This is a genomic window from Pseudomonas sp. RP-B7 (assembly GCF_059803535.1).
In genome coordinates, this window is sequence record NZ_JAPFHC010000004.1 from 95,275 (window position 1) to 117,285 (window position 22,011).

At 61.5% G+C, this 22,011-nt stretch carries 17 protein-coding genes; 9 read left to right on the forward strand and 8 right to left on the reverse strand.

Going from position 1 to position 22,011, the window contains the following annotated elements:
• The first annotated feature begins 1 nt into the window (after position 1).
• Positions 2-1,465, forward strand: a complete 1,464-nt coding sequence (gene nuoN / locus OPU96_RS06275; protein ID WP_192296567.1) for an NADH-quinone oxidoreductase subunit NuoN — start codon at positions 2-4, stop codon at positions 1,463-1,465.
• 398 nt (positions 1,466-1,863) lie between these two features.
• Here the strand turns inward: nuoN and OPU96_RS06280 are convergent, their stop codons facing one another.
• Entirely contained in the window at positions 1,864-2,616 is a 753-nt protein-coding gene (locus OPU96_RS06280; RefSeq protein ID WP_226456387.1) for an outer membrane beta-barrel protein, read from the reverse strand.
• Positions 2,617-2,749: 133 nt separating this feature from the next.
• Positions 2,750-3,577, reverse strand: a complete 828-nt coding sequence (locus OPU96_RS06285; RefSeq protein WP_226456388.1) for an arylamine N-acetyltransferase family protein — start codon at positions 3,575-3,577, stop codon at positions 2,750-2,752.
• A 120-nt stretch (positions 3,578-3,697) separates the two neighbouring features.
• Here OPU96_RS06285 and OPU96_RS06290 point away from each other — a divergent pair, with 120 nt between their 5' ends.
• Together OPU96_RS06290 and OPU96_RS06295 are read left to right on the forward strand one after the other, a co-directional pair.
• Positions 3,698-3,934, forward strand: a complete 237-nt coding sequence (locus tag OPU96_RS06290; protein WP_226456389.1) for a DUF6555 family protein — start codon at positions 3,698-3,700, stop codon at positions 3,932-3,934.
• 79 nt (positions 3,935-4,013) lie between these two features.
• Entirely contained in the window at positions 4,014-4,535 is a 522-nt protein-coding gene (locus OPU96_RS06295) for a DUF3087 family protein (protein ID WP_192296570.1), read from the forward strand.
• Position 4,536: 1 nt separating this feature from the next.
• On the opposite strand, the gene OPU96_RS06300 is transcribed toward OPU96_RS06295, so the two are convergent.
• The 3 genes from OPU96_RS06300 to OPU96_RS06310 all read right to left on the reverse strand — a co-directional run bounded on the left by OPU96_RS06300 (position 4,537) and on the right by OPU96_RS06310 (position 8,053).
• On the reverse strand, positions 4,537-5,655 hold the full coding sequence (locus tag OPU96_RS06300; RefSeq protein WP_192296571.1) for an MFS transporter: 1,119 nt from the start codon (positions 5,653-5,655) through the stop codon (positions 4,537-4,539).
• A 67-nt stretch (positions 5,656-5,722) separates the two neighbouring features.
• The gene (locus tag OPU96_RS06305; protein ID WP_305391092.1) at positions 5,723-7,090 is read right to left on the reverse strand and encodes an MFS transporter; all 1,368 of its coding nucleotides are present in this window, start codon (positions 7,088-7,090) and stop codon (positions 5,723-5,725) included.
• A gap of 102 nt (positions 7,091-7,192) precedes the next feature.
• Positions 7,193-8,053: a Dyp-type peroxidase gene (locus tag OPU96_RS06310; protein ID WP_498558849.1), complete on the reverse strand. Its 861-nt coding sequence runs from the start codon at positions 8,051-8,053 to the stop codon at positions 7,193-7,195.
• Positions 8,054-8,192: 139 nt separating this feature from the next.
• Here OPU96_RS06310 and OPU96_RS06315 point away from each other — a divergent pair, with 139 nt between their 5' ends.
• Together OPU96_RS06315 and OPU96_RS06320 are read left to right on the forward strand one after the other, a co-directional pair.
• Positions 8,193-9,809, forward strand: coding sequence for an NADP-dependent glyceraldehyde-3-phosphate dehydrogenase (locus OPU96_RS06315; protein WP_498558850.1), 1,617 nt, complete (start codon positions 8,193-8,195; stop codon positions 9,807-9,809).
• A 166-nt stretch (positions 9,810-9,975) separates the two neighbouring features.
• Positions 9,976-11,037, forward strand: a complete 1,062-nt coding sequence (locus OPU96_RS06320; protein WP_226456393.1) for an FUSC family protein — start codon at positions 9,976-9,978, stop codon at positions 11,035-11,037.
• Positions 11,038-11,089: 52 nt separating this feature from the next.
• On the opposite strand, the gene OPU96_RS06325 is transcribed toward OPU96_RS06320, so the two are convergent.
• Together OPU96_RS06325 and OPU96_RS06330 are read right to left on the reverse strand one after the other, a co-directional pair.
• On the reverse strand, positions 11,090-14,494 hold the full coding sequence (locus OPU96_RS06325) for an immunoglobulin-like domain-containing protein (protein WP_305391095.1): 3,405 nt from the start codon (positions 14,492-14,494) through the stop codon (positions 11,090-11,092).
• 289 nt (positions 14,495-14,783) lie between these two features.
• Positions 14,784-15,536: a TetR/AcrR family transcriptional regulator gene (locus OPU96_RS06330; RefSeq protein WP_192296577.1), complete on the reverse strand. Its 753-nt coding sequence runs from the start codon at positions 15,534-15,536 to the stop codon at positions 14,784-14,786.
• 357 nt (positions 15,537-15,893) lie between these two features.
• Here OPU96_RS06330 and OPU96_RS06335 point away from each other — a divergent pair, with 357 nt between their 5' ends.
• The 4 genes from OPU96_RS06335 to OPU96_RS06350 are packed head-to-tail and all read left to right on the forward strand — an operon-like array spanning position 15,894 to position 20,478.
• On the forward strand, positions 15,894-16,601 hold the full coding sequence (locus OPU96_RS06335) for an ABC transporter ATP-binding protein (protein ID WP_498558851.1): 708 nt from the start codon (positions 15,894-15,896) through the stop codon (positions 16,599-16,601).
• Entirely contained in the window at positions 16,598-17,797 is a 1,200-nt protein-coding gene (locus tag OPU96_RS06340; RefSeq protein ID WP_498558852.1) for an ABC transporter permease, read from the forward strand. Before OPU96_RS06335 ends, OPU96_RS06340 begins: the two co-directional genes overlap by 4 nt.
• Positions 17,790-19,253: a TolC family protein gene (locus OPU96_RS06345; protein WP_192296580.1), complete on the forward strand. Its 1,464-nt coding sequence runs from the start codon at positions 17,790-17,792 to the stop codon at positions 19,251-19,253. The genes OPU96_RS06340 and OPU96_RS06345 overlap by 8 nt, the downstream gene beginning before the upstream one ends.
• Positions 19,243-20,478 carry an efflux RND transporter periplasmic adaptor subunit gene (locus OPU96_RS06350; protein WP_305391096.1) on the forward strand — a complete coding sequence of 412 codons (1,236 nt, stop codon included), beginning with the start codon at positions 19,243-19,245 and terminating at the stop codon, positions 20,476-20,478. Before OPU96_RS06345 ends, OPU96_RS06350 begins: the two co-directional genes overlap by 11 nt.
• A gap of 132 nt (positions 20,479-20,610) precedes the next feature.
• Here OPU96_RS06350 and OPU96_RS06355 read toward each other — a convergent pair whose 3' ends face one another.
• A complete protein-coding gene (locus tag OPU96_RS06355; RefSeq protein WP_498558853.1) occupies positions 20,611-22,008 on the reverse strand; it encodes an FAD/NAD(P)-binding protein in 1,398 nt (465 codons plus the stop codon).
• Positions 22,009-22,011 lie beyond the last annotated feature (3 nt).

Consider the following 22,011-nt stretch of genomic DNA (forward strand, 5'->3'; position numbering starts at 1 on the left):
TATGGAATTCACGATCCAACACTTTATCGCGCTTGCGCCGCTGCTGATTACCAGCCTCACCATCGTGGTGGTGATGCTGGCCATCGCCTGGCGCCGCAATCACTCGCAAACGTTCCTGCTGTCCTGTGCCGGTCTGAACCTGGCCCTGCTGTCGATCATCCCGGCCCTCAAGGTCGCGCCACTGGCCGTAACGCCACTGATGATGGTCGATGACTTCGCGCTGCTGTACATCGCACTGATCCTGGTGGCGACACTGGCCTGCGTCACCCTCGCCCACGCCTACCTCGGCGAAGGCGGCACCGGCTACCCAGGCAACCGCGAAGAGCTGTACCTGCTGATCCTGCTGGCTGCGGCCGGTGGCATCGTGCTGGTCAGCGCACAGCACCTGGCGGGCCTGTTCATCGGCCTGGAACTGCTGTCGATCCCGACCTACGGCCTGGTGGCCTACGCCTTCTTCAACAAGCGTTCCCTGGAAGCCGGCATCAAGTACATGGTGCTGTCGGCCGCCGGTTCCGCGTTCCTGTTGTTTGGTATGGCCCTGCTGTACGCCGAAGCCGGCAGCCTGAGCTTCACCGGTATCGGTCATGCCCTGGCCACCACCAGCATGCCTGCGCCGATTGCCCAACTGGGCCTGGCCATGATGCTGATCGGCCTGGCGTTCAAGCTGTCGCTGGTGCCGTTCCACCTGTGGACCCCGGACGTGTACGAAGGCGCCCCGGCGCCGGTGGCTGCGTTCCTGGCTACCGCGTCGAAAGTCGCCGTGTTTGCCGTGATGGTGCGTCTGTTCCAGATCTCCCCTGCCGCCAACACCGGCGTCCTGAGCGACGTACTGACCGTGATCGCCATCGCGTCGATCCTGTTCGGTAACCTGCTGGCACTGACCCAGAACAACCTCAAGCGTCTGCTGGGTTACTCGTCCATCGCACACTTCGGCTACCTGCTGATCGCCCTGGTGGCGAGCAAAGGCCTGGCCGTGGAAGCCATGGGCGTGTATCTGGTCACCTACGTGATCACCAGCCTTGGTGCGTTCGGCGTGATCACCCTGATGTCCTCGCCGTTCAAAGGCCGTGACGCCGACGCCCTGTACGAATACCGCGGCCTGTTCTGGCGCCGTCCGTACCTGACCGCCGTACTCACTGTGATGATGCTGTCCCTGGCCGGTATCCCGCTGACCGCAGGCTTCATCGGCAAGTTCTACATCGTCGCCACCGGCGTTGAAGCCCACCAGTGGTGGTTGGTTGCCTCGCTGGTACTGGGCAGCGCCATCGGCGTGTTCTACTACCTGCGCGTGATGGTCACCCTGTACCTGATCGAGCCAAACCTGCGTCGCGTGGATGCCGAGCTGCATTGGGAACAGAAGGCAGGCGGCGTGATGCTGCTGGCCATCGCCCTGCTCGCGTTTTTCCTGGGCGTGTACCCACAACCGTTGCTCACTCTGGTGCAGCACGCGGTGTTGGGCGTTTGATCGCTTAGCAAGATGCGGTAAACAAAACGGCGCCTTCGGGCGCCGTTTTGCGTTTTTAGCAGTGAGTGCATTCCAACAGGCATTCCTGTGCCCGAATCGTCACACGGCCCTCCGACACTTGAACGGATTGTTCTGACGAATGCGGTCAAAAATAGGGGAGCGGGCTTGCCCGCGAATGCGCAGTGTCAGTCACAGATACTTCGACTGATCTGACGCTTTCGCGGGCAAGCCCGCTCCCACAGTTGGTCGGTGTTGATGCGCAGTAGGTAATTCCCTGTGAGAGCTGTCGAGCTTTAGCGAGGCTGCGAAGGCGGTGGCACTGTTGGTGGAGATATTGCCCTCCACCATCGAACCTCCCACACAGGTCGGTGCTCCCACAGGGGGGACTCGGTGTGGCGTTAGAACGCGATACCGACCTTCACTCCATACTCATCACGCTTGAGCCTGGTGTTATCCGCCAGTTCCGAATCGTCATCCAGCTTGTACTCGGTACGGGTGTAGTACAGGCCAGCAACCACCGGCAGGTCGCCCTTCTGGTTCATCAGCAGGCTGACCTCCGCGTAGGGGTTGGTGCGATCCTTGAGGTCCACGGTATCGCTGCCAAGGCCGTCCACCTTGATCTTGGCGCGGCCGTCGAGGGTATGACGGGCACCGGCTTCAACGCGCAAGGTCATGTCGTTGAACTGGTGGTTATAGCCCAGGGCGGCCTTGGCAAATGGCGATTTGCTGGTCAGTTCCAGGTCGTAGTCATTGGAGTCCAGCTCATAGCGGGTCCAGCTGTAGCCGCCACCGACAATCACGTCGACCGAGTTGCGCGCATCCAGCGCGGCACGCCAGCCGAGATCGAGGTCGGCCTGGCCTTCCTTGAGCTTGTTGTCGCTTTTTTTGCCGTATTTGGCTTCGACACCGGCCTGGTAGATGAAGCCGGATTCAGCGGTGAGCTTGTTGCCGAAGTTATAGAACAGGCCCGCTTCGGGCATGTCGTCCTTGTCACTGCGGCTGCCGCCTTCAAGCTTGAAATCGTTATAGCTGCCCAGCAGGCCGAAAGTGGAAATCGGTGCTGTGGACGGTGCGGCAAACACCACGGCCGGCGCTGCGACTAGCGCGAATACCGAGGTGTTCTTGAGGATTGTTCCGAATAGCCTGGACATCGTTTTACATCTCCTTGTCATTTGAACAAATCATTCCGGAACCGATTCGAGCCTGAATGTAGGAAAAAGGTTCGAATTGATTTGCTCGGATCTGGAGATAAAACGGTTCAGCGAAGGCTCTATTTCAATATTTTCAGCAACCCGCCAACACCAGGCCCTCAAGTACCGGGCGAAGTTGCGGATGCGCTGGCAAGCGAATGCCAAAGGTCTCGTGCAGCAACGTCAGCAACTCATCAGCGCTGGCGACCACCTGTTTTTCGCTCGACCTATCCAGGTAATGCACCGCGTAGTGGCCGTTGTTCAGCGTATAGCGTTTGCCCACGGCCAACAGCGCCGCCTTCAACTGGCCCACGAACGGCGACCCCGGATGAGTGGACACGTACCAGTTGCCGATTTCGTAGTCGATGTCCGCCTGCACCTGCAGGTCGAACACATACAAACCACGCCATTGCCCCGCGACTTCGGCCCATAACGTGTAGCTGCCGTCTGCATTGTGCGTCAGCCGATACGGCTCGTGCGCCGTGGCCTGCACGGCCTCGCTGTCCAACTGCAATGGGCTGCTGGGCACCATGCCGCCAAAACCGACATCGGTGATGTAGCGCACGCCGTCCACGGTCACCAGGCTCAAGCGATGGGTGCGTGCGGTGCGCGCATCCGGCGGCCCGCCCATCACCACCCGGCCGGTAATGCCGCGTGCGTCGAAACCGAGTTCCTGCAACAGCAACAGGAACATCTGGTTCAACTCATAGCAATAACCACCCCGCCCTTCGATCAACACCTTCTGCTCGACACTCGCCAGATCGATGGGCACCGGCAGGCGCAGCAAGGTCGACAGGCTTTCAAAGGCAAACGTGCACACATGACGCAACTGCAGGTCACGCAGGGTTTGCAGGGTCGGCGCGGGTGGAGTGTCATAGCCCAGGCGTCGCAGGTACAACTGTCGATGACTCAGGTGGGACATGGCGCACTCCTTGGGCACGTGGCAGAGGCGTCACTATGCCGCGCCGACGTGCGGATTGTCATTTTGAATGAACCTTTTTGAACGCCGCCCTATCCATTTATAACAACACAGGGAGGCAACATGAGTACCGCAAAAATCTACACGATCAATTACCAGCTGCACGGACAACCGAAGTCCTTTGTGGTGCGCGCCGAAGTGATGAACAACGCCGAGGCCTGGCACTGGGCGGCGGTGGATGCCGACATCGCCCATGTAAGCCGCATTGGCCGGGTCGGACACGAACAAGTGAAGAAGACCACGCGCCCTTGGGCGGAAAAGTTCGGTATCACCGAGGTAACTTGGCTCGCACCCAAGTAAGTAAAAGCCCCGCTGAAGCGGGGCTCTTTCTATCCAGTGTGCGAAGATGCCCGCCTACGCCACTGGAGACTGCACCCGGATGTTCGAGCTCAAACCCTGCGACCCCGTCACCTACCGCCGCCAAACCCGCCGCAGCACACTGATTGTGGCGGTGCTGTTCCTGGCCCTGGCGATGCTCTTGTCCAGCCTCGCGGTGATGCTGTTCGGCGAACCCGGCGGCGACAACTTTCGCTTCAACGTCGGCGGCGTATTTGCTGGCGTACTGATCACCCTGGCACTGGTGCGCGGTCCTTTCTGGAGCCAAACCTGGCTTGCACCGGCCGTATATGGCTGGCAACTCAAGCGCAGCCTGATGAGCGTGACCAACGTGATGCACAAGGTCACGGAACGCGTGCAGGCGAATGACCCCAGCGCAATCAAGCTGCTGCGTTTCTACCATCTGGGCCTGACGCAAATGCATGCACTGGATGCCAACTCCAGCGCGCAAGTGCAGTTGATCGGCGAGATCGAGGCGCATAAGGCGAAGATGCAGGCACTGGGGATGGATACCGAACAAACCCGTCTCGATCCGGCCTGGCTGGACCACGTCAAGGCAGCCTGAGTCAGCGCGCCCGCCAGCAAAACAACGCACTCAGCGCAATCGCCGCGCCGGCCAGGCCAAACACCAGCGGTGCCGAGGCTACCGGCAGCAGTAAACCCGCCAGCAACGGTCCGAGGCCCGCGCCGATGTCACGCCACACGGCATTTGACGCGAGCGCCGAGACGCGCATCGAACCCGGGTTGCGCTCGGCCACCAGGGTGGTCACCAACGGCAGTTGCAGCGCACGCAGCACCAGCACCGCGGCCGCGCCCGCAATCACCCAGTAGCTGGAAAACGCCGTCAGGGCCAAGGCACTCAGGAACGAAAACAGCAGCAACATCGAGGTCGCGCCAAATCGCTGGGCCGCGCGACCGCCCAACGGGCTCAGGAGCATTTCCGAAAGATAACGCAGCGCCATCAAACCACCGGCGATCAGTACCGCGTCGCCGCCGAGAATCTTCTGCGCCTGGATCGACAGACCGAAAATAAACAACCCATCCAACGCCACGCCTTCGATAAACGACCACATCGCCACACTGTCGGGCCACTTGAAGCGGCGCCCGGTGCTGTGCAGATCATGGCCCGCAGTGGGCAAGCCGCGCGCCATCCACAGGCCCACCAGGCAGGCGCCAGCAAGAATAAGGAAGATCGGCCGCGGCCCGGCCCACAGCGTCAGCCAACCGCCCAGTGGCAGCGCCAGCATCGGCCCCAGGGCGATCACCGCCCGCGAGCGCCCGGCACGGCGTGCGGCACCGGCTGGCTCTGAGGTGGCGAGTACTTGGGTCGACAGGTTCAGCGCGGCAAAACACAGGCCCCAGATCAGCCGCAGCCCCAACAAGGCGGCGAAGCCCGACAACATTGAATTGCCCAGGGCGCACAGCGTCGCCGCAGCGGCGGCGATCATGCAAGTCAGACGGTCGCCGTTGCGTGCGTAGAAGTTCAGCACATGCCGGTAACCGAAAATCCGCACCAGGCGATTGGCCGCCAGCAACACCCCGGCCTGGGCCAGGGTAATGCCAAACGCTTGGGATTCCATTGGCAGCAACAAGTACAGCAGCACGTCACTGGGCAGGCAGAAAGCGAGGGTCAGTGCAGCCCGGCGAGAGGTCGTGTCAGCAGTACGTTGGGCCAGGCTGGTCATAAAACTGAAACATCCCGAAATATCCAGGTCGCCACGGTAGCCTTCCACACGCGTGTTTTACAACGCCCTACCCGGCCTTTTTTCCGTAGGGCAACAGACGCAGGCCGCTGGCCACCGCCCCCACCAAGGCAAAGCCACAGCCCAGCCACAATGCGACTTGCGGGCCGCTGTCGACGAACAGGTGAAAACACAATGCCACCAACGACGCGCCCAATGTCTGCCCAAGCAAGCGTGAAATCGCCACGATGCCACTGGCGCCGCCGCTGCGGGCCAACGGCGCACTGGTCATCAAGGCCTTGAGGTTGGGTGACTGGAAGAAGCCAAAACCGGCGCCACACAACGCCATCCGCCAGCCAATATCGAACGCCGACGCCCCATCGCCCAGGCTGGCCAATGCGGCCATACCGGCACTGAGCAGCAACAGGCCAATGCCGCACAACAGCCCCAGTGACACCCGGTCCGCCAAGCGTCCGGCCACCAGCGCCATCACCGCGACCACTGCCGGCCAAGGCGTCATCAGGAAACCGGTTTGCACCTGGCTATGGCCCAACACCGCCTGCAGCAGGAAAGGCAACGACACAAAGGCCAGGCCTTGGGCACTGAAGGCGCAAATCGCCGTCAGGGACGACAAGGCAAACAGCGGCCGCTTGAACAGATCCAGGGCCAGCATCGGCGCGGGATGCCCGGCCTGACGCCGCAGCAGTAACACACCGCAGACCAGCGCCAACGCAATCAACCCCAGCGTCAACGCCCCCTGGGCACCATGCACCGCCGTGCCCAGGCCAAGCACCAACAGGGCGAACAATCCAGCACACAACAACGCCGCGAGGCGGTCGAACGCGTGCCCGGTCATCGGCAAGGTGGGCAACGAACGCAGGCCCAGGACCAAGGCCAACACCCCCAGCGGCACGTTGATCAGGTACAGCCAGTGCCAGGTGCTGACCGACAAAATCGCCGACGCCGCCGTCGGCCCGAGGGTAAACGCCAGCCCCACCACCAGCGAGTTATAGCCCAGGCCGCGGCCAAGCATGTTGGACGGGTAGATATGCCGCAGCAACGCGGTATTCACGCTCATGATCGCCGCGGCGCCCAGGCCCTGCACCACCCGCGCGGCGGTCAGGGTTTGCAGCGAACCGGCCAGGCCGCAAAACAGTGACGAGACGATAAACAGCAGTAAGCCGCCGAGATACACCCGGCGGTGCCCCAGTACATCGCTCAGCGACGCGAACGGCAGCACGGTGGCGATGATCGCCAGTTGGTAGGCGTTGACCACCCAGATCACCGACGCGGAATCCGTGCCGATGCCTTCCGCCAAGGTCGGTAACGCGGTATTGACGATGGCCGTGTCTAGGGTCGCCATGCCGATCCCCAGGGAAATCGCAATCACGGCAGGCAGGCGTTTATTGAGGGGCAACCCATCGGCAACAGAAGACATGAACGATCCGCGCAGGTGACAAAGGTGTCTAGAGTAAGGGCTGCGCGGAGTTTTTTCAGTGGCTGATTACAGGGCTGTCAGCATTTTCATGTTAAGCCGTGCTCAACGCGCCAGCGCGCTCAGGTCCAAACGCCCTTCGTTGATCGGCGGGCACCAGTAATATCCGCCGGTCAACGGCGTACTGATGCGATACAGGCCATCGACAATCCCGTCTTCCAGGCCGCTCATGCGGCGCAGTTGCGCTTCGAACGCATCGAACGAATGGCCGAACGCAAGGAACATCAACCCTGCCTGGCCGTTCTCGGCCCAAGGCATCGAGCGGCGGACCACAAAGGCTTCCGGGGTGAAGCTTTCCTGGGCGGTGCGTTTGGTGTGGGCAGATTCCGGGGCGTCGTCGAGTTCTTCGTTGTCGCCATGGCGGCGGCCGATGATGTGGTCGCGCTCCTGGGCCGGCAACGCGGCGAAGCCATCGAGGTCATGCTGCCATTGCTGGATCGCGGCGAAGCTGGCGCCGCTGTCGGTCAAGGCGGCCTCGACGGCAGCGTCGTCGTGGGGGTTTTCGGTGCCGTCTTCGTAGTCGGTGAGGTCGAAACCGGTCTTGTAGCGGAAGCCTTCGGTCGACTGCACAAGACTGAACGCCGGGGCCAGGGCTTTTTCCAGCGCGCGGCTGCGCAGCAGCAGTTCACCGCGATCCACGCCATGCAGCCAGACCCACAGCGCATGCTGGGTGGACGGGTTGTGCGCGCCCGGGCCGCTGACGGTCGGGAACGTACGCAGGCCATCGATCTGCGCACCGAGCGCAGTCACCAGCGGCTCACCGAAACCGACCACTGCCGAATCCCTCAACTGCACCAGTGCGTCCAGCGCAGCGGGCACAGCGTCCAGGGAAGCCACGGCAAAAAACAGATGGCGTGCCTGTAAAGGCACCGGTGCGGCAAGAATGCCCGGCTGGTACTGACTCATGTGAACTCCTTCAAAATAAGGCGCGCAGTTTAACCGCCGCGCGCAAGCGTGAGTACAAGAATGCGCACAAGCCTTGCCTTAGAGCCTGTTGATGGGTGACTCTCTAGTCATGTTTTGCAACTATTCCAGGGGTAGCGACATGACCACCAGCAACCTGCTCGCCCAGCTGTTTCCCGCCTCCGCCGCCGAGATTCCCGAGCAATACCGCCTGGCGGCGCCTATTGAACAGCGCGAGTATCTGGTCGATGGCCAGTTGCGGATCTGGAATGGGCCGCTCGCCCAGGTGCAGAGCCCGGTGCAACTGGGTGAAAAACGCGTGCATATCGGCAGCACGCCGTTGCTGGACGCCGACACCGCCCTCACCGCCCTCGACGCCGCCGTGCGCGCCTACGACCGTGGCCAGGGTGAATGGCCGACGATGCGCGTGGTCGAGCGCATCAGGCACGTCGAAGCGTTTTTGCACCGCATGCGCGAACAGCGCGACGCTGTGGTCAAGCTGCTGATGTGGGAAATCGGCAAGAACCTCAAGGACTCGCAAAAAGAATTCGACCGCACCTGCGACTACATCACCGACACCATCAACGCCCTCAAGGAACTCGACCGCCGCTCCAGCCGCTTCGAACTGGAGCAGGACACCCTCGGCCAGATCCGCCGCGTCCCCCTGGGCGTGGCACTGTGCATGGGCCCCTACAATTACCCGCTCAACGAGACGTTCACCACGCTGATCCCGGCGCTGATCATGGGCAACACCGTGGTGTTCAAGCCGGCCAAGCTTGGCGTGCTGTTGATTCGCCCGTTGCTCGAAGCGTTCTGCGACAGCTTCCCGGCCGGGGTGATCAACGTGATCTACGGCAGCGGCCGCGAGACCGTCAGCGCGCTGATGGCCAGCGGCAAAATCGACATCTTTGCGTTTATCGGCACCAACAAGGCTGCCAGCGACCTGAAAAAGCTACATCCAAAACCCCACCGCTTGCGCGCGGCGCTGGGCCTGGATGCGAAAAACCCTGGCATCGTGCTGCCCGAGGTGGACCTGGACAACGCCGTGAGCGAGGCCGTCACCGGCTCCTTGTCGTTCAACGGCCAGCGTTGCACCGCGTTGAAAATCCTCTTTGTACATGAAGACGTAGTCGCCAGCTTTATTGAGAAATTCAACCAGAAGCTGACCACCCTCAAACCCGGGATGCCGTGGGAAGACGGCGTTTCGCTGACGCCGCTGCCGGAAGCCGGCAAGGTCGACTACCTCAACGGCCTGGTGGCCGATGCCGCGCAACACGGCGCCCAGGTGGTGAACGCCCATGGCGGCGAAAGCCGCGGTTCGTTCTTCTACCCGGCGGTGCTGTACCCGGTGAACCCGCAGATGCGCGTATACCACGAAGAACAGTTCGGCCCCGTGGTGCCGATCGTGCCTTACCGCGACTTGGAGACCGTGATCGACTACGTGCTGGACTCGGATTTCGGCCAGCAGTTGAGTATTTTCGGCACCAACCCCGAAGCCGTCGGCAAGCTGGTGGACACCTTCGCCAACCAGGTCGGCCGCATCAATATCAACGCCCAGTGCCAGCGCGGGCCGGACACCTTCCCGTTCAACGGGCGCAAGAACTCGGCCGAGGGCACGCTGTCGGTGCATGACGCCTTGCGCGTGTTCTCGATCCGTACGTTGGTGGCGACCAAGTTCCAGGAGAGCAACAAGGCATTGGTCAGCGACATCCTGAAAAACCGTGACTCCAGCTTCCTGACGACCGACTACATCTTCTAAACACACCGCTGGCCAGTCTTGTGTGGGGCTGGCTTTTGTGGGAGCTGGCTTGCCTGCGATGCAGGCACCTCGGTCTTTCAGTCAGACCAGGGTGATGCAATCGCAGGCAAGCCAGCTCACACAGTTGACTGCACGCGTCCTGACTATTGAGGCCATTTTAGTACCGATGAACCTGCCCCTCTTCGCCCGGCGCCTGCTGCGCCCGCTGCTCGACCCGTACCGCCGCTATCGCCACGCCAAGCTGATCCACGCCGTGCGCGTGTCCATCGGCCTGCTGGCGACGATCCTGCTGACCACCGGGATCAACCTGCCCCACGGCGAGTGGGCGTCGGTGACCATGCTCATCGTGATCGGCGGCTTGCAGCACCACGGCAATATCGGCAAGAAAGCCGTGGAGCGCGCCTACGGCACCTTGATCGGCGCCAGCGTGGGCTTGCTGCTGGTGCTGCAACAGGCGTGGCTGGGCCAGCCGCTGCTGACCTACTTGCTGATGTCGGTGGTGTGCGGGTTCTTTTCCTATCACGCCATCGGCAAGGGCGGGTACATCGCGCTGCTGTCGGCGATCACGGTGTTTATCGTCGCCGGGCATGGCGACAACCCTATATCGGATGGCTTGTGGCGCACCGTCGACATCCTCATTGGCATCGTGCTGGCCCTGGCCTTCTCGTTCGCCCTGCCGTTGTATGCGGTGTATTCGTGGCGCTACAACCTGGCCAGTGCGTTGCGTGATTGTGCCGAGATTTATAGCCGGATTATCAGCGGGCGGTCGGTCACCGATGATGAGCATTTCAAACTGCTTAACCGCCTGAATGCGGCGATGCTGCAATTGCGCTCGCTGATGCCCTCGGTGTCCAAGGAAGTCAAAATTTCCATGACCGAATTGGACGCTATCCAGCGTCATCTGCGCCTGTGCATCAGCACCCTGGAGATTCTTGGCAACACGCGTCCCGATCCTCGCGATGAACAGGCGATGGCGCGGATGCAAGTGATGTTGAAGGCCGAACATCGACAGATTCGCGTGCAGTTGGTGGGGATGGCGCGGGCGTTGAAGTCGGGGGTGGTGGAGCGCTTGGAGCGGCACGGCAACATCACAGCAGCGGAGCCTGTGCTGGATACACCGGTCTATAGTGCTCTGGATGGGTATCAGTTGTTGACGTTGCAGTTGTTGAGCAATGTCGATGCGATGCGTGCGCGGCTAGCAAAAACGTCAATCCGGTGGAGCATCTAAACAAGCGAAAACCGGAACAGATACAAAAGCATCTGCTCCGGTTCACCACCTGTCAGAAAATAACCAACGTCAACAAATTCCCCAGTTCAGACGCATTGATCTCACCACCGCTATAAAGGTTCTTACCGTAACGAGCCAAGAAGCCGGCACTGTCAGTTGACCAGAACGCTTGGTGAGCTTGCCCCCGCCAGCTCCCGCCACCATACACATCATAGATCTCCCGAAGCTCACCCAAGCTCGGCAACCGCCCTCCTCGGCCACTTGCCTGGCTGCCACTCTCGTGATAACCACCACCACCGCCAAAGTCCATGAAGTACTTCACACCGCCTACGCTAACGGTATAACCCAGTACATTGCCATCAGCATCAGTCACCGTGATGTACGCGCTTCCATTACCACGGACGCTGACTGCTCCCGTCTGCGAATTCACCCGCGCACACGCTTCATTGTTTGAGCGGTAGGTGTAAGGAGTGCGGCCGCCAGTGGCAGATCGCGTAAAGACACCTGGACCGCTGTGAGGTGCATAGTTTGGGTCATCTCTCCATAACCAGATACGTTGGTTCAGTGTAACTGCTCCGGTATTTATGGAGAGGGCAGCCCCCCGCTGAATGGTCGTGGTGCCAGACGAAGGCTGGGTGTCATATAACCCCACTGCCCTGTATGCATAACTGCGAACCTGAGCAAGAGTACGCGTATAGCTCCAGTCCCCACTCGCGTTTACCGGACGATCGATCAGCTGAACGTTGTTTTCATATAGCCGGACTTGCTGGTTGGCCGTGGCTTTGCCCTTAAGCGTCACGCTAGTGTCGTAGGTAGTAGCGTTGTTGGCCAGCTGGCCCCGTGAGTCGTGTACGGTCAGAGTAGGCGTAATGAAAGTTAAATGCTGAACGGTGTATTTGCGCACTGGAAACATCAATGCATCGGTCTTGTTTGCGCTGCGGTTGAAGCTGACCCAGCAACGTAACTCCAGTTCCGAAGCATTCTTGAGCGTACGCAATTCAGACACCAATGCCGGGGTGCTAATGCCACTCGTCACGCCGCCGCTGCCAACAAGTTCACCATCCAACAACACGCGCTCGTAGTCAGTGTCATCAGCATTTTTGCCGTGATACTCCAGCCAAACCCGTTGGAATTCTTGGGCAAAGTGCCAGGGCCCTGCCATCACCAGTTCCGTGCCAACAAGTGCACCCGTGTTGAGCGTATCGCCGCTATGCCCTTGGATGACGGGTTGCTGAAACGTCGGTGGCAACAGTTCCAGACTTAGTGCCGGCGACGGTGTTTCCCGCCCTCCGCGGATCAACCAGTACTGCACGGTGATGAACCTTCCGCCAGCCTGAATGTTAGCCCCCACCGTTTCCGCCGGCACATCAAAGTCAACAGTTTTGAATGTATTGCCAGGCTTGGTTTCGCAATAGGTCCCAACGCCATCATCACCTGTAAAGCACATTTTAATTTCATCAGAGGGCAGGATCTGCGGGGTCGTAACCCGGACTGTCGCGCCGTTTAGTGCCGCCTCGGCTTGCAACTTGTCGGGGTTTTTCTGCGCTTCCAGTACCTCTGGGCGGAGCAACGTGCCTATCGGGCTACCAACGGTTACTTCAAGCACTTCAGAATGCAACGGCCGCGAGCCATTCGCAGGAATCAGGGAATAACTCAGGCGGATAGTCCCGCCGAGATTGGCGTCTGCGTAGTGCCTGTCCAGTGAAAATAGAACAGGTCTACCCGCTGTCGCTGTGCTGAGACGGATTTCACCGTTGGTACTGCCGGTCGGGGCGCTTCCTACCAGGCGCCATTGAAAGAGGTCGCCGGGGGCGGTCCTCAGATAGGGCAGTGTGATATCGAGCTGACCAAACAGGTCACGCGGGTCCAAGTTGTCCTGATCATCGACCCTATCGATTTCCGGCCGTGGCATTTCAGCTAATCGAGGGCCGAACTCCACGAACGTCGATTCGGACTCGCGAACGGTTTGCGTGCCCGCCCCCAGCAGGCGGACCACGCCATCGTCGACCTTATAGAAAACCCTCACTGGGCCCAACCCAATGAACCGCGAAAAAATGGCGTTAGAGACCGTGCGAAAACGCGTTGGCGGCGGTGGATCGCCTGCGATGTGGCTGACTTCATAGGAGACAATCCCCCCGCCCGGCAAGTAAGCCTCCATACAGAGGGTGACCAGGTAACCGGGGTCGTAGGGGGTGAAGGACGGGTTGGGATACTCAACGGTGACGAAAGGTTCGCTGGGGTCTACCACGCCCCCCAGGGCTTGCACCACATTGACCGCCGGCATATTCGCAATCGTGCCGGAGATCAGGACCGTCAACGACTGGGAGGTGGCTATTGATGTTCCCAATGGGAAATCCAGCCGCCAGGTAATCTTCATCGAGCCCTGGACCAACTGTTTGATAATGTCCTCATCTACATTGAAAAAACTGGACCGGCCCGGATTAACCAAGGCATCGGGCAATTCCACTGTAAAGGTGGAACTATCGGCGCGGGTACAGCTCAACGTCACTACGATACGAGCGCCCGCAGGCGTCAAGCTTCCATCTGGCAGCCGACGAGGAGTAACAACCTCGACCCGGAAATTGCTTCCCGCCTCTTCGTCATAGTTGACTGTTGTCGCGTCCATAAAGTTGACTTGGAAGTACGCGCGCTCAAGCAGGCTCGGATCTAGCTCGGCTAGCAGGTTCACAGCTTGAGAAAAGTGTTCAACATGCCCCGAGCGATTTTCAACCTCATCAAAAACCTGATAGCGGATAGATATCAGCCCGCTGCCGGTACCAATGATCGCAGGGGGGACCTCCACCTCAATCGGTTTCAGGCCTTCAGCATGCTCATCATCGAGCTCAAAGATCACCAAATTCAAGATTGTGTCCCAGTACAGATACACCTTATCGCGCACACGTTTGCCGGGGTAATCGATGGTCAGCGTCACACCTAGCGCCGCACGCTCTGGCGTCAAGACTGCACCAGGGCCTGCCAGGTCAGCAGGCAAACTCAACTGCAGTTTATCGTGGTAGCCCAGCCCAGGCTGCTCGTCGAGACCTGGCCTTTCCACCTTGGCGAAAACAGTCAGATTGTCCGAGGTGCTAGGGGTGCCGGGGCCATTTCGAACCACACGTGAAAACACCGGAAATGTGAGGCCTAGCGGAAACCGTTCTTCTTCTATGACAAGCCGGAAGAAGCTATTGGTTTCCTCGCCGGACCTGACAAAGTCCGACGCCAGTGGGATGACACTATTCTGCGCGTAAATCTCAAAAGTATCGCCGATGCTTAATCCGGTCCATCGGGAGAGCGTGACAAGCAAATAGGGCTGAAGATGGCGTGCGCCCAAGCCTATATCTGCCCCCACTACACCTAGTACCGGGTTGGAAAAAATCGGCGGTTCAAGATCATTGACGTGCGTGGAAGGCTGGCAACAAACAGGCAGGTGCGACTGCACCGCTGGTTCTTTAGACATGATTGAACTCCTTGAACGCGGGCCTTTCAGGCCACGAGACAAGGAAATCAAACTCCTGGAGAGTCTTAGCGTCTACCTGTCAGAACTGACAGTCACGACGAGTGGTACTGCATTGCGTGGTCATCTTGCGAGCGTGACATTTGTGCTTTGCAAGTGGGTTCACATCTTTCCCTACATATTTTTCACGATTTATTCACATCTGCAGCCGTAGTGTGAAGCCTCATCCGTTACAAATGTTGCATATCAAGCCCGCCGCCCCAGCGGGCTTTTTTTTTGCCTCGGATCTGCTTTAACGCGAAGCCTTGGCGACCGGCGCCGCCGCCTGTTCACGAATCGCACGCTGGGTATCCAATACCCGCGCCAACGCGGTTTCAGCCTCGGGGCTCTGTTGCGGGACACGAATGGCCGCCGACACCAACGTGATCAACTTGGCCATCACCTCGGCATCCGTCGCCGGGCGGCCCAGGCTCATGGAGTTCATCAGCAGGCGCAGTTCCGTGCCGGCCATCACTCCGGAAATCGCCTTGAGCGCAAATTGCAGGCGTACGCCCAGTTCATTGCGCGGCAGGTCCGGCAAGGCCAGGGCGAAGGCTTCGAAGAAACGCTGGAACACCGGCTGGTAATGCACCTTGAGGTATTCCTGGATAAACGGCGAGGTGTCGCTGTACACGCGACCGAGGAAGCGGATGAACGAACGGCCTTCCCCACTGGCTGGGTCGCTGCGTTCCAGGCCCATGGCCGGGGCGAACAGCACGCCGAGCAGGGTGTCGCAATCGAGGGGGCCGTCGGATTCGGCCTCGCAGCGGGCCAGCAGCTCCAGGCGCTGCTCGTTGAGCGGCTCCAGGCGTTGCATCAACAGGGTTTTCATCAGGGAATCCTTGTCCCCGAAGTGATAGTTCACGGCGGCCAGGTTGACTTGGGCACGTTCGGTAATCTGGCGTAACAAAACCGCGTCATATCCGTACTTGATAAAGAGGGCCTCAGTCGCATCCAGCAATCGAGTTTTGGTAACGTTTGGAGCGCTGAGTTTCTTCGCGACCATAAGAGTTCCACGGCGGAAATATTGTTTTAAAAAATAATTTGATTTTTTATACCGGGGCCGCCCGTCGAAAGCAAGTAGTGACACACCACCATGCTATCCAAAGCCTTTGAAAACGGGGACATGGAGGCTGGTCAAAGGGGTTGATGGGGGCTCGAAACGGCCAGCGGGAACTTCGTTTCAAAGGGTAAAACCGCTCTACATCCATGGCTGGCGAAGCGCATTGAACGCGGTTACTATTCAAAGAATATTTTAAAAACAAGAAATAAAACCGGTCCATGACGCCTACCCGGCAGCACCCGATCTTGTTACAAGGCTTTACCGGGAGTACGGGGTAGCGTCGAGACTGAAGGCGTAGTCATGATGACAGATACCCCCGCGCACCCAGGCTTGATCTCCCTGCAAGGCATCGGCAAACGCTACCAGTTGGCCGGACAGCCATTGTCCATTCTCAATGATGTGTGCCTGTCCATCGCCCGTGGCGACAGCTGCGGTATTCTCGGCGCCTCCGGTTCCGGCAAAAGCACCCTGCTCAATATCCTCGGCCTGCTCGACTTGCCCAACTGTGGCAGGTACCACTTCGCTGGCCACGACATCTTCAACGCCACGCCCGATGAACTGGCCGCGATCCGCAACCAGCAGATCGGTTTTGTATTCCAGAGTTTCAACCTGCTGCCGCGCCTCAGTGCCCTCGATAACGTCGCCCTGCCCCTGAGTTATCGCGGCGTGTCCCGCCATGAATCGGTGGCGCAGGCGCTGCGCATGCTTGAACAGGTCGGCCTGGCCGACCGCGCTCACCACCGCCCCGCCGACCTCTCCGGCGGCCAGCGCCAACGGGTCGCCATCGCCCGGGCGCTGGTGGGCAACCCCTCGGTGATCCTCGCCGACGAACCCACCGGCAACCTCGACAGCAGCACCGCCCAGGACATCATGGACCTGCTCCTGGCCCTCAACCGCGAGCAGCACGTCACCCTGATCATCGTCACCCATGACCCGCAGATCGCCGCACGCCTGGAGCGCAAGATCCTGGTGCGCAACGGCATGGTGCAAGAGGCCGCGCACCCATGAGCCTGCGGGTCGAGCAGAGCCTGAGCCAACTGCTGCATGAAGCGTTCCTCAGCCTGCGCACCCTGGGCAAGCGCTCGGTGCTGGCGTTGCTCGGCATCGTGATCGGCAGCTCGTCGGTGGTGGCATTGATCAATATCGGCCACAACGCGGCGGTGGATGCCGCGATGATCTTCAAGGACATGGGCACCGACACCCTGATCGCCGGGTTCCCGCCCAAGGGCAGCAACGCGGTGACCATGCGTGCGCGCCTCGACCTCGACGCCGTCCGCCAGGCCGTGCCGGGCATCGCGCATATCGGCGCGCTCAGCCTGTTCAGCGGGCCGGTGGTGTTCCATGGGCGTACGGCCAACGCCAACTACGTCGGCAGCACGCCGGGCCTGCCAGATGCGATGCGCTTGAGCCTGGCCGAGGGGCGTTTTTTGTCGGAATTCGATGCCAATGAAACCTACGCGGTGATCGGCGACCAACTCGTGCAGGCCCTGAGCGCCCCCGGCGACCCGCTGCAACTGGGAGATCGGGTACGCATCAACGACTACCTGTTCCTCATCGTCGGCATCCTGCACCGCCAACCGCGCGCGATGTTGATGCCGGTGCAGGGCGGCGAATCGCTGTTTATCCCGGCCGAAGGCATGCGCCGCATCTACGCCACCCCGCAGATCAACAACGTGGTGATCCGTGCCGCACCCGGCCAGGACATGGAGCACATGGCCGCAGCCGCCAGCGCCGCGCTGCAACCCCAGCTCAGCGAACACAGCGTGGACATCACCGTGCCCCAGCAAATGATCGACGGCATGACCCGGCAAAGCCGCACCTTCGCCTACCTGCTACTGGCGCTGGGGGCGATCTCCCTGGTGGGCGGCGGGGTCGGCGTGATGAACGTGATGCTGATGAACGTGTCGCAGCGCCGCCGCGAAATCGGCATCCGCATGGCCCTCGGCGCGCGTCAGCGTGACATCCGCAACCTGTTCCTGCTCGAAGCCATGACCCTCACCGCCGTCGGCGCGCTGTGCGGCGCGGTGCTGGGCATGGGCGCCGCGTGGCTGTACGCCTGGCTGTCCGGCTGGGAGTTTGCCCTGGCCGTCGCCGCCCTGCCCCTTGGGGTCGGCAGTACGTTGTTGGTGGGTCTGTTCTTTGGTATCTACCCGGCGGTCTCGGCCTCGCGGTTGCAGCCGGTGGAGGCCTTGCGCGATGAATAAATGGCTCGCCGTCGTCGCCCTGATCAGCCTGCCGTGCATGGCCGCCGACGTGCTGATCAACCCTTCGGCGCCCAGCAGCGCGCGCAGCGTCTCGTTGAATGCCCAGGTCACCGCCCTGACCCTGGGCGATGCGGTGTACCTGGGCCTGCGCAATAATCCGGCGATCCGCAGCGCGTACCTGCAACGGGTGGCGCAGAAGTTCGACCTGCGCGTGGCCGAAGACGTCTTCAGCCCCAAGCTCACCCTCAACAGCTACTACCGCAGCACCCGCGGTTCGGCCGACAACGCACGCAACGCCAACGTGGCACCGGCCACCAGCCTGCTCGGCGAGTACGGCACGCGCCTGAGCATGGCCTGGACCCAGCAACTGAACAACGCCAATCGCGCCGGCCGCTACCGCAGCGACGGCCTCGACCTGGCGCTGATCCAGCCGCTGATGCGGGGTGCCGGCTGGGACGCCACCACCGCCCCGCTGCGCCTGTCGCGCCTGGCGGAACAGGCCAACCGCCTCAACCTCAAGGCCACCGTGGCGCAGACCATCAGCCAGATCATCGCCACCTACCGCGAACTGCTGCGCGCCCAGGAACAACTGAGCATCGTGCAAGATGCGCTCAAACGCTCCGGCACCCTGCTGGAAGTGAACAAAGCATTGATCAGTGCCGGGCGCATGGCCGAGTTCGAAATCGTGCAGACCGAAGCCGACATCGCCACCCAGCAACTGGGCGTCGAAGAAGCCCGGAACCAGCTCGACACCACCCGCCTGGCGTTGCTGCGCCTACTGGCCCTGGACCTGTCCACGCCGATTCGCGCCACAGAAGCCCTCGAGGCCAGCCCCATGCAGATCGACAAGGGCCAGGCCTTCAACCTCGCGCAAAACCAGCAGCCGGAATACCTAGCCGCCCTGCTCGGCAGCCAACAGGCCGACCTCAACCTGGTGATCGCCAAGGATTCCGGACGCTGGCAAGTGGACCTGGTCGCCGGCGCCAACCAGATCCGTGACGCTTATAACAACGACGCCGGCAGCCGCAACAACCGCACCTGGGACAGCTACGCCGGGGTGCAGGTGCAGATCCCCATCGGCGACATCAGCACGCGCCAGGCCGAAGTGCGCGCGCGGGTGAACGTGGAAGACCAGCAGATCCGCATCACCGACGCCCGCCAGGCCCTGGAGCGCAGTGTCAACGATGTGGTGCGCGACCTCGGCACCCGCTGGCGCCAATATGAAATCTCCCAGCGCGCCGTGGAGCTGTCGCGGCGCAAGATCGAGATCGAACGGGAAAAACTCAGCGCCGGGCGCTCCACCAACTTCCAGGTGCTGAGTTTCGAGGCCGATTTGCGCAATGCCGAAAACGCGCAGCTCAATGCGCTGATCGCTTATCTGAACGCCCAGACCCAGCTCGACTTGACCCTGGGCATGACGCTGGAAAGTTGGGAAATCGCCCTCAATGACTACTAATCAAAAACGCCTGCTGGGCGCCGGGTTGATCGTGCTGTTGGTCGGCGCCGGGCTGACCTGGCGCAGCACCGCCGAAAGCCCGGCCACCGCCACCGAGCAATGGCTGGCGGTGAACCCCGAGCCGCTGGTGCATCAGATCGGCCTGGTGGGCAAGATCGAGCCCGACACCACCCTCATCCTCACCGCGCCCTTCGATGGCAATGTCGAGGCGAACCTGGTGGAGCAAGGCCAGCGGGTCGACGCGGGCCAGGTGTTGCTGCGCATGGACCCGGCGACCCTCGAAGTGCAACTGCGCGAAGCCCTCGCTGCCCAACTCAAGGCACGTCGCACCGTGCAGGAGATGCAGGACTGGGACAGCAGCCCTGCCGTCAGCCGCGCGCGGCGCAGCCTGCGCACCGCCGAAATGAACGCGGGCAACACCCAACGCAAACTCAGTGAAAGCGAAAACCTGTTCCAGCGCGGCATCATCCCGCGCAACGAACTGGACGACCTCAAGCAACAGACCCGCCAGCAACAACTCGATCTCGCCGCGGCCCGCAGCGAACTGCAACAGGCCATCGACCAGGGCAAGGGCGAATACCGCCAGATCGCCGACATGGAACTGACCAATGCCACGGTCAAATACGACGCCCTGCGCACGCTGCTGGCAGGCCGCGAGGTCAAGGCGCCGTTCTCCGGAATCGTGGTGCCCGCCCCCGGCAATACCTCGACGCCAGGCAGCAACAACGCGCCGGTGCAGGCCGGCAGCAAGGTCAACCAGGGCCAGGTGTTGTTTGGCCTGGCGAATATCGAGCGGTTGAAGATCGTCGCCAAGGTCTCGGAATTGGACATCAACAGGTTGCATCAAGGCCAGGCCGTGGAGGTGCTCGGCGACGGGTTTGATGGCGAACGGCTCAACGGCGTGGTCAGCGTGGTCAGCGGCTTGGCGATTGCCGGTGACAGCCAGGGCAGCGCGCAGTTTGCGGTGAGCCTGTCGATTCCCAAGCTCACGCCACAGCAGTTGCAGCGGGTGCGATTGGGCATGAGTGCGCGGTTGACCATTGTCACTTACAACAATGCACAGGCCATCGTCGTGCCGGCGCAGGCGCTCGCTGGCGGTGAAGTGGAGTACCGGGAGGCGCTGGACAAGCCGGTGGAACGGGTCAAGGTCACGACCGGGCAAGCGACGGCGCAAGGGGTCGAGGTCTTCGGCCTAAAACCCGGCTTTATCAAAACCCCCAGATAACCTTGTAGTGAGCGGGCTTGCCCCGCGCTGGGGGGCGAAGCCGCCCCAAAACGGTCCGCCGCGGTGTATCAGAAAGACCGAGGTGCCGGGATTTGGGGCGGCTTCGCCCCCCAGCGCGGGCAAGCCCGCTCACTACAAGGTCGGGGTCAGTTTTGAGGCGAGGGCTTTGGCTTGGAGTGCTACGTCGGTGACGGCCGTGCTTTCCCACCACAGCCCCCGCAACGGCGGGCCCATGGCGAACAAACGGCTGCTGACTTGCCCTTGCGAGTCCACCACCGCCCCACCCGCATCTGCCGCAATCCCCAATGCCAGCGGCCCGGGCCGGATCAAGCCGCGCTTGAGCAATTGCTGTGGCAGCGGCCGGGCTACGCGGCGCCAGTCATATTCGATGCCGCTGGAGTTGATCAGCGCCGCCCCCCGAACCCGAGTGATTGCCTGCTCGCCGCGATAGCGCACGCGAATGCAAACGCCGTCTACCGACGGCTCCAGGCCTTTGTACGACGCCGCCTGAATACGCAAGCGCCCCGCTTCATGCAAGCGCACCACCAACTGCGCGCTCAACGGCGGTGAGCGGTGGTGATGACTCTCCCACCACGGCCGCACATGCCTCACGAACTGACGCTTTTGCCGCTCACTGGCCTGGCTCCACAACCGGCCGATATGCGCACGCACGGTGTCCAGCGGCGCTTGCCAATCGATGCCCTGGGCCTGTGCGATCCGGCATTGGCGGCGCACCTCGCGCAGCAGTTGCCGAGGGCTGCGCAGGCTCGGGTCTTCGGCGAGAAAGTCCACCCAGGCCGGCGGCTGCCGACGCACATGGGGCAACAACCCATGCCGTGAAAAAACCTCGATAGGCCCGCGATGCCCGGCCAGTTCCAGGGACACCACGGCGTCGACCATGGTCAGCCCGGAGCCGATGATCAGCACGCTGGCCTGCGGGTCAATCTGGGTCATGCTGCTCACGTCCCATGGGTCAACCGCCGCCGCGTTCAAACCGCTGGACTCGGTCTGCGGCGTACGCGCCGCCGGAAACATTCCGGTGGCCAGCACCGCAAAGGCGCCGCGCAGTTGCTGGCCGTTATCCAGGGTCAACAACGTCGCCGCTTCATCCACTTGCACATCGACCACTTCGCCGCGCACATGCTCGACCGTCGACGCCGACAACGCCTGGGCCTGCGCCAACCGCTGCTGCGCATACAAGCCAAAGATCCCGCGCGGTGGGAACAATTCGCTGATCGGCACGCGCTGCTGGTGCGCCTGCGGCCAGCCACCGGCAGCGATGTAGTCGGTGAGCCATTGGGTCAGGTCATCGGCGTTGTCCGGGTCGACGCTCATGCGTGCGGCGTTGCCGTTCAACGTGTGGCCCAGCTCAACTGCGCTGTAGGCCTCGCCACGGCCGAGTTCGGCGCGCGGTTCGATCACCAGAATCCGCCGCTGGCCCGGCCGGCGCAGTAGTTGCACCGCGAGCATCGTGCCACTTAGCCCGCCGCCGATGATCAAAACATCGGCGTTGCGGATGGAGTCAGTCATGCC